General features: G+C 66.5%; 1 protein-coding gene. It reads left to right on the plus strand.

Features of this window, described 5'->3' with window-relative positions; genetic code table 11:
* On the plus strand, positions 1-780 hold a 780-nt coding region (locus QZH66_RS17255), incomplete at its 5' end, for a putative selenate ABC transporter substrate-binding protein (RefSeq protein WP_305807071.1).
* Between the last annotated feature and the right edge of the window lie 52 nt (positions 781-832).

Genomic DNA, 832 nt, shown 5'->3' on the forward strand with positions numbered 1-832 from the left:
GTTCTGCGCGTGTCGGCCATTCCCGACGAAGCCCCCACCGAGCTGCAGCGCAAATTCGAGCCGCTGGGCAAATACCTGTCCGAGCAGACCGGCATGAAGGTCGTGTTCACCCCGGTCTCCGACTACGCCGCCGTGGTCGAGTCGCTGGCCACGCGCAAGATCGACCTGGCGTGGCTCGGCGGCTTCACCTTCGTGCAGGCCAAGATCCGCACCCATGGCACGGCCATCCCCATCGTGCAGCGCGCGGAAGACGCCAAGTTCACCTCCAAGTTCATCACCGCCAGCCCCGGCGTCCAGGCGCTGGCCGACCTCAAGGGCAAGACGTTCGCGTTTGGCGCGCCCTCGTCCACCTCGGGCAGCCTGATGCCGCGCTTTTTCCTGCTGCAGGCGGGCCTGAACCCGGAAAAGGACTTCAAGAACGTGGCCTTCTCGGGCGCGCACGACGCCACGGTGGCTTTCGTCGCCGCCGGCAAGGCCGAGGCCGGGGTGCTGAACGCATCGGTCTGGGACAAGCTCGTCGAGCAAAAGAAGGTGGACACCAGCAAGGTGCGCGTGTTCGCCACCACGCCGCCCTATTTCGACTACAACTGGACGGTGCGCGGCGACCTGGAGCCGGCGCTGGTGCAAAAGCTCACCCACGCCTTCCTCCAGCTCGATCCGGCCAACCCGCAGCACAAGGAAATCCTCGCGCTGCAGCGCGCCGCGAAGTTCATTGCGACGCGCAAGGAAAACTACGTCGGCATCGAAAACGCGGCCCAGGCCGCGGGCTTGCTCAAGTAACCAGCGGCCCCGAACACGGCCGCGCGCGGCCGCTCTGTTCGCTGAACACCCC

It is taken from the genome of Stenotrophomonas sp. YIM B06876 (assembly GCF_030711595.1).
Lineage (GTDB): Bacteria > Pseudomonadota > Gammaproteobacteria > Xanthomonadales > Xanthomonadaceae > Stenotrophomonas.